6 protein-coding genes are annotated in these 8,203 nt (G+C 39.5%); 1 reads left to right on the top strand and 5 read right to left on the bottom strand.

The window, feature by feature from the left end; all coding sequences use genetic code 11:
* Positions 1 to 152: 152 nt before the first annotated feature.
* On the top strand, positions 153 to 398 hold the full coding sequence (locus ACESSZ_RS15935; RefSeq protein WP_008690297.1) for a helix-turn-helix domain-containing protein: 246 nt from the start codon (positions 153 to 155) through the stop codon (positions 396 to 398).
* A 260-nt stretch (positions 399 to 658) separates the two neighbouring features.
* On the opposite strand, the gene purH is transcribed toward ACESSZ_RS15935, so the two are convergent.
* From purH to purE, 5 genes are all read right to left on the bottom strand, one after another.
* Positions 659 to 2,191, bottom strand: a complete 1,533-nt coding sequence (gene purH, locus ACESSZ_RS15930) for a bifunctional phosphoribosylaminoimidazolecarboxamide formyltransferase/IMP cyclohydrolase (protein ID WP_008690296.1) — start codon at positions 2,189 to 2,191, stop codon at positions 659 to 661.
* 18 nt (positions 2,192 to 2,209) lie between these two features.
* The gene (purN, locus tag ACESSZ_RS15925; protein WP_008690295.1) at positions 2,210 to 2,794 is read right to left on the bottom strand and encodes a phosphoribosylglycinamide formyltransferase; all 585 of its coding nucleotides are present in this window, start codon (positions 2,792 to 2,794) and stop codon (positions 2,210 to 2,212) included.
* Positions 2,788 to 3,819, bottom strand: a complete 1,032-nt coding sequence (gene purM / locus ACESSZ_RS15920) for a phosphoribosylformylglycinamidine cyclo-ligase (protein ID WP_008690294.1) — start codon at positions 3,817 to 3,819, stop codon at positions 2,788 to 2,790. The genes purN and purM overlap by 7 nt, the downstream gene beginning before the upstream one ends.
* A gap of 86 nt (positions 3,820 to 3,905) precedes the next feature.
* The gene (locus tag ACESSZ_RS15915; RefSeq protein WP_008690293.1) at positions 3,906 to 7,601 is read right to left on the bottom strand and encodes a phosphoribosylformylglycinamidine synthase; all 3,696 of its coding nucleotides are present in this window, start codon (positions 7,599 to 7,601) and stop codon (positions 3,906 to 3,908) included.
* 15 nt (positions 7,602 to 7,616) lie between these two features.
* Complete coding sequence (gene purE, locus ACESSZ_RS15910; RefSeq protein WP_008690292.1) at positions 7,617 to 8,117, bottom strand: 5-(carboxyamino)imidazole ribonucleotide mutase; 501 nt, start codon at positions 8,115 to 8,117, stop codon at positions 7,617 to 7,619.
* Positions 8,118 to 8,203 lie beyond the last annotated feature (86 nt).

Raw genomic sequence — 8,203 nt, 5'->3', positions numbered from 1 at the left:
TACCTTAAGTATATACTTATTTTGCGATATGTAAATTGTATCTTTACATCTATATGGATATAAAAAGTAAACAAAAGTATCATAATAACCCAATGTAGTTAACCTTTTGTAGTATATCTAAGTAAAATAAATAGTATAAAGGGGCGATATTTATGACAATAGGAGAAGCAAGCTGTAAACGTATCTTGCAATTATGCAAAACAAACGAAATCACCTTAAATGGTCTTAGCACAACATGTGGTATCACACAATCAACATTAAATAATATTAAGTTTGGAAAAAGTAAAAATCCAACGATATCTACAATTAAAAAAATATGTGATGGCTTATCCATCACGATAATAGAATTTTTTGATGATCCACTTTTTGAAAACTTAGAACCTGAAATCGGTTCATAAACAGACGGCACAAGCTGTCTGTTTTTTTATGATAGCATCCTTTTCGTTGCTGAAGTATTACATAGATGGATAAAGAACATAACGCTTTTTTCATACTGTAGATTTTTGAGAAATCGTAGTTTATAAGCTATGCAAATGCTTTGCATAGTTAGATCATATAAAGATAGTAATGAAGCAAAGCTGTTAAAAAAAGAAGATTGCATATGAGCAACGAAAGTGCTGAATATCCAATCTTCTTTTGTCATTCTTATGTTCCTATCTTAGTGTTTAAAGTGACGCACTCCGGTATACACCATCGTAATGTCATGCTCATTACACACATCAATGGACAGCTGATCCTTGATAGAACCACCTGGTTGAATAATGGCTGTTACCCCTGCTTTCACTGCTTCTTCTACTGTATCCGGCATAGGGAAGAAAGCATCACTGCTCATAACAGAACCTTTGGCTTTTTCACCTGCCTGCTCAATGGCAATCTTTGCCGCACCGACACGATTCATCTGACCGGCACCAACCCCAATTGTCATGTTATCCTTGACCAATACGATGGCATTGGATTTCACATGCTTTACAACCTTCCATGCGAATAACAATTGTTTCATTTCTTCTTCGGTAGGCTTACGGTTTGTTACACAACGCAAATCTTCTTCTTTCAGCTTATGGTCATCAATATCCTGTACCAATAAGCCATCGTTAACATTCGTATATTTATATTTTGTTGTTACCTCTAAGGTTGTATCTAATTCCATCAGACGGATATTCTTTTTCTTTGATAAGATTTCAAATGCTGCCGGTTCAAAGTAAGGCGCAATGATAATTTCCAAGAAAATGTTTGCCAGTTTTTCCGCAACAGCTACATTGACCGGCTCATTCATTGCCACGATACCACCGAAGATGGAAATTGGATCTGCTTCATAAGCCTTATCCCATGCTTCTTCCAAGGTAGCACCGATACCTACTCCACATGGATTCATATGTTTCAATCCAACAACCGCACACTGTCCTTCAAAATCCTTTAAGATTTCAATCGCTGCATTGCCATCCTGAATGTTGTTGTAGGATAATTCCTTACCATGCAGCTGTTTGGCATTTGCCAAGGAGTAAGAAGGTTTCATACCTTTATAGAAGGCAGCACTTTGATGAGGATTTTCCCCATAACGAAGATCTTGTACTTTATCGAAGGTAATCGTTAATTTTTCAGGATATTTTTCACCCGTTTTATTTGTCAGATATTCCGCAATCATCGCATCATAGGCTGCTGTATGACGGAATACTTTCGCTGCTAAAAGTTCTCTGGTATCCGGACGGGTTTCACCGTTTTCACGCAGTTCATTTAATACCATTGCATAATCACTAGGATCTACGATCACTGGGATATAGCGATAGTTCTTAGATGCACTACGCAGCATACTAGGTCCACCGATATCAATGTTTTCAATGATTTCTTCATGCGTTACACCTGGTTTTTGTACGGTTTGTTTGAATGGATACAAGTTTACACAAACCAAATCAATATAATCAATACCTAATTCCTGAATCTGACGAACATGCTCCGGATTATCACGTACACACAATAACGCTCCATGTACCTTTGGATGTAATGTTTTTACACGACCATCCATGATTTCCGGAAAACCGGTAACCTCTGAGATACCAATGGTATCTAAACCGGCATTATCCAAAGCCTTCTTTGTACCACCGGTAGATATAATTTCATAACCTAATTCTTTTAATCCGGATACGAATTCAATCAGATTTGTTTTGTCAGATACACTTACTAATGCTCGTTTCATAATAACACCGCTCTTTCTTTATTTATGTTCTTCCATACGTTCACAAACTGTCTTTACTACACGTGGAAACATATCATATTCCTTCGCATGCACATGTTCTTCTAAGGTTTCCAGATCCCAGGATGGATCAATCATGATCTTTTCCTGATGAATGATTTCCCCTGTATCGACACCTTCATCTACATAATGCACGGTAACCCCTGTATAAGATACCTTTGCTTCAAAAGCATCTTGAATGCTATGCGCACCGGGGAAGGCAGGTAAATATGCCGGATGCAGATTGATGATGCGATTTGGATAGTTGCTTAACAGCACCTTGCCAATAAAACGCATATAGCCTGCTAGAACAATCAATTCAACCTCATAGCTCTCTAAGGTTTTCATGATTTCTGTTTCATAGCCTTCTTTACCGCCATAGCCCTTAGGATTCACATAGACACATGGGATACCTAAACGCGCTGCACGCTCTTTGGCATATGCTTGTTCCTTATCGATAATCAATACCTTACAAACGGCATTATCGATATGTCCATTGTTTATTTCGTTGACAAGATTCTCAAAGTTAGAACCATTGCCACTGGCAAATATCGCAATGTTTACCATGTTAAATCCACACTTCCACTATCGGTTACTTCACCGATGACATAAGATTCTTCGCCGATTTCTTGTAACAGGCTTTGTACCTTTTCTACATCTGCTTTATCCACAGCCATCATAAAGCCAATACCCATGTTGAAGACATTGCACATTTCCTTCATAGGAATATCCCCTGTCTTCGCAATGAAATCAAAGATTGGTTTATGTGGATATGTCGTTAAATCGATAGAAACACCCTGTCCATCCTTTAACATTCTTGGTACATTTTCATAGAAACCGCCGCCGGTAATATGACTCATGCCTTTGATATCCACCTTGCCTAGCAGGTGTTTAATAGCTTTGACATAAATCTTAGTAGGGGTTAATAAAACATCACCTAGTTTTTCATTACCTAATTCTTCATAACGCTTATGTAAATCTAATTTCGCATCCTTTAATAAAACCTTGCGAATCAAAGAGAACCCATTTGAATGTACACCGGAGCTTGGTAAGCCAATCAACACATTGCCTTTTTCAATCTTCTGGCCATCTAATAGATTACATTTATCTACAGCACCCACACAGAAACCGGCAATATCGTAATGTTGTACATCATACATATCCGGCATTTCTGCTGTTTCGCCGCCAATCAAAGCACATTCTGCTTGTACACAGCCATCCGCTACACCTTTTACCAATTGCTCGATCTTCGTTGGCTCATTCTTGCCCACTGCCAAATAATCTAAGAAGAAGATTGGCGCAGCTCCTTGTACCAAAACATCATTTACACACATTGCGACTGCATCAATACCAACGGTATCATGCTTATCCATCGCAAAAGCAATCATCAACTTGGTACCAACACCATCTGTACCGGAAACCAAAACCGGCTCTTTCATATTTAACATGGATAAATCAAACATACCGCCAAAGGCGCCGATAGAATCAATCGCACCTTTTACCTTTGTACGTGCCACATGACTTTTAATCAATCTTACGGATTCATAGCCAGCTTCCAGATTGACACCGGCTTCTCTATACTTATCACTCATATTCTCTTTACCTTTCTGTATATCCTATACATGATAGCGATGCCTGAGGATGTGTACACAGGCATTGCTATCTTTTTCATTCCTTCTTATTTATTTTTAAAGTAGTTCACACCGTTTTCAAAGATGTTCTGTAGTTTATTACCATCAATATTCTTAAACAGTCCATCTTCATAACGTTCACTATGTCCCATCTTACCTAAGATACGACCATCCTTAGAGGTAATACCCTCAATGGCATAGTAAGAACCGTTGATATTATACGTGCCATCCATAGTTGGATTACCCTCTAAATCAACATATTGTGTCGCAACCTGTCCGTTTTCAAACAATTCTTTGGCAACTTCTTCGCTTACCACAAACTTACCTTCTCCATGTGACATGGCAATGCTATGGCAGTCATTTGGTGTAAAGCTAGACAGCCAAGGAGATTTATTGCTGGTAACTTTCGTTGTCGCAATATGTGAAACATGGCGGTTGATGTTGTTACGGAACAAGGTAGGAGAAGCTTCATTCAGCCCTTCAATATTGCCATATGGCAATAAGCCACTCTTGATCAATGCCTGGAATCCATTACAGATACCAAGAATCAGACCATCGTTGCTTAACAATGTCTGAACTGCTTCATTTACCAATGGATTGCTTAAGACATTCGCAATAAACTTACCACTGCCATCAGGTTCATCACCGCTGGAGAAACCGCCAACTAACATTAAGATCTGCGCATGGGCAATTTTTTCACTTAATTCTTTCAAACTGCGTTCAATGCTCGTAACATTCAGATTGTTGAAGACATAGATTTCAACTTCGGCACCGGCACGTTCAAACTGCTGTTTCGTGTCATATTCACAGTTTTGACCAGGGAAAACCGGAATGATAACTTTCGGTTTGTCATACGTCTTGCTTGCTTTCTTATGTTCTGTGCTTGTATAGGTAGGTGTATCCACACGTTTTCCATCATGATCAACACTCATTGGATAAATCTTATCATAACGCTTGCACCAAACAGCGATAGCATCATCAATGTTGATACGTTCCTCATTGATACGAATACTGTTTGTATCGGTTGTTGTACCTAACAGGATGAAGGCATCATCTTCGATTACCTTATCACTTTCAACGATGATAGAACCAATGCTGATATCAAAAACAGGTTCATTCGTCACAACATCGATACCAATCTTATTACCAAAGCTCATCTTACATAAAGTTTCGGCAATACCTCCAAATTTCACGGTAGCAGCAGCTACGATATCTTTATTTAAGATATGCTTACGCACAAGGGCAAAGTTTTTCTTTAACTGTTCATAATCCGGAGTCTTGTTTGCTTTTGGTGTGTGTTTTACCAGATACAGGTTATGACCTGCTGCTTTGCATTCACTGGAAATGATATTGTCTGTCTTTTCGGTTGTGACGGCAAAGGTAATCAAGGTAGGTGGCACACTGATATCATTAAAGGTTCCGGACATGGAATCCTTACCACCGATTGCCGGTGTTTCAAAAGCCATTTCTGCCTCAATCAAACCAAGCAGTGCCTGCATAGGTTTGCCCCATTTTTCAGGGTCTGTATGTAAACGTTCAAAGTATTCTTGATTGGTTAAACGACAAGTAGCATAATTACCACCTAACGCTGTCACTCTTGCCAAGGCTTCTACGACAGAATAGCTAGCTCCTAAATAAGGAGAGTATAAAGATACCTCAGGATGATATCCATGTGTCATGATGCTTGCCGTATTTGTGAAACCAAAGACAGGCAATTTCTGTACGCTGCCTTCTGTTTCAGTTAATTGATACTTACCGCCAAATGGCATTAAAACAGTAGACTTACCGATGGAAGCATCAAACATTTCAGCCAAGCCAATCTGAGAAGCAACATTTGGCTGCTGTAAGTCTTCTTCAATGCTTTTCACACTACTGTGGAATGGATCTTTTGTTGTTAAGCCTTCTTTCACAAGAACATCCTGTAAGCCTCGCACACCATTGGTATCCAGGAAAGCACGTGACATATTCACGATTTCCTTACCTTGGAACTGCATTACCAAGCGTGGTTCTTCGGTTACCACAGCAACGATGCAAGCGTCTAGATTTTCTTCATAGGCATATTGTTTAAATTCATCAAAGTCTTTTTCTTCAATTAATACAGCCATACGTTCCTGTGATTCGGAGATTGCTAATTCGGTGCCTGATAAGCCACTGTATTTTACTGGCACTTTATCCAAATCAATTTGTAAACCATCGGCTAATTCACCAACGGCAACACTGACACCGCCGGCCCCAAAGTCATTGGCTTTCTTAATCAAACGTGTCGCCTTTGGATTACGGAACAAGCGCTGCAGCTTACGTTCAATCGGTGCATTTCCTTTTTGAACCTCACTGGAACATTTCGTTAAAGAGGTGTCATTGTGTTCCTTACTGGAACCGGTAGCTCCACCGACACCATCACGTCCGGTAGCTCCACCAATCAAGACAACGATGTCACCGGCATTTGGTTTTTTACGCACAACATTTTCTTTCGGTGCTGCTCCAACGACTGCACCAACTTCCATACGTTTTGCGACATAGCCATCATTATAAATTTCTTTTACATATGTGGTTGCTAAACCAATCTGGTTTCCATAAGAAGAATATCCGGCAGCCGCTCCCTTAGAAATACGGGATTGTGGCAATTTATTTGGTAAAGCTTCCTTAATATCTTTTGTAATATCACCGGCACCGGTAATACGCATTGCCTGATAGACATAGCTTCTTCCTGACAATGGGTCACGGATGGCACCACCGATACAAGTGGATGCGCCACCAAATGGTTCAATTTCCGTTGGATGGTTATGCGTTTCGTTCTTAAACATCAACAGCCACTGCTGATCTTCACCATCTACATCCACCGTGATTTCAATGGAGCAGGCATTGATTTCATCGCTGACTTCCATGTCTTCCAATTTACCATTCTTACGCAAATATTTACCGGCAATGGTTGCCATATCCATCAAGGTCATAACTTTCTTATTCCCATGTACCTCTTCACGTAAATGCAAATAAGTTTCATATGCCTTCTGGATGCTATCCTGTAAAGAACCGGCATCAAAGGTCACATTCTGTAAGATTGTTTCAAATGTTGTATGACGACAATGATCAGACCAATACGTATCCAATACCTTTAATTCCGTTAAAGTCAGATCACGCTGTTCTTCTTCTTTGAAATACTTCTGCACATGGGCAATATCTGCCAAGGTCATAGCTAAGCCATGTTCCTGACGAAGTGCTTCTAAGCCTGCTTCATCCAAAGCACAGAAACCTTCTAAAACCGGAACAGCTTCGATTTCAACATCTTCTTCATTGATTAAAACAGAAAGATCCTTTTCTCTCATTTCCACAGGGTTGATAAGATAGTTCTTAATGGCGATAAGTTCTTCTTCACTTACACTGCCATCCAGAATAACGATCTTTCCACTTTTGATAACAACATCCTGCTTATTATTCAACAGCATCAAACACTGCTGTGCGCTATCAGCCCGCTGATCATATTGTCCAGGCAGACATTCATAAGCAATGTATGTCTTTCCTTCCAATGCGATTTCATCAAATACTTCATCTGTTACTTTTTCTGATAATACCTTATCCTTTAACAATTCCATATCATGGTCATCGCCATTGAAAACATCATAGACATTGTAAAGTTCAATACCATGTACATCAGATAAATTCAAATTCTGTTTTAATTCATGAAATAAAGAATCTGCTTCTACACGAAAAGCTTCTTTCTTCTTCACATACACACGATAGTTCATCTTCTTCTCCTCATATTATTCTACTTCAATTACGGAATCTTTGATAACTTTTTCAGCCATTGCTTTCTTAAAGGCTTCCATTTTTTCAGCCATTTCATCATCGCTCAAGGCAATCATCTGCGCTGCTAAGATAGCGGCATTTTTTGCACCGGCTTTACCGATTGCGACAGTTGCGACAGGAATTCCACCAGGCATTTGCACGGTACTCAACAAAGAGTCCATACCACCTAATGCACTTGTCTGAATAGGAACACCAATCACTGGTAATGTCGTAGAACTAGCAATCACACCACCTAAGTGTGCAGCTCCACCGGCAGCAGCGATAATAACCTTAATACCGCGTTTCTTTGCGCCTTCTGCCAACGCGATAACTTCATTTGGTGTACGATGTGCTGATAAAGCATGTGCTTCAAAGGGGATATCGAATTCCTTCAGCTGATTGAAACAAGCTTCCATAGTAGGAAGATCACTGCGACTTCCCATTAAAATACTGACGATAGGTTTCTTTTCACTCATTTGCTTTTCCTTGTATTATTTAATTACCCAAGAAACAGGTAATTAAATAATATCTTCCTTTCTTGGGAATTCATTAAGCTATATAA

Source organism: Eubacterium sp. 3_1_31 (assembly GCF_964249515.1).
Lineage (GTDB): Bacteria > Bacillota_I > Bacilli_A > Erysipelotrichales > Erysipelotrichaceae > Longicatena > Longicatena caecimuris.
The sequence above is the reverse complement of the archived record's forward strand: the minus strand, read 5'-3'. Positions and strand labels throughout refer to the sequence as shown.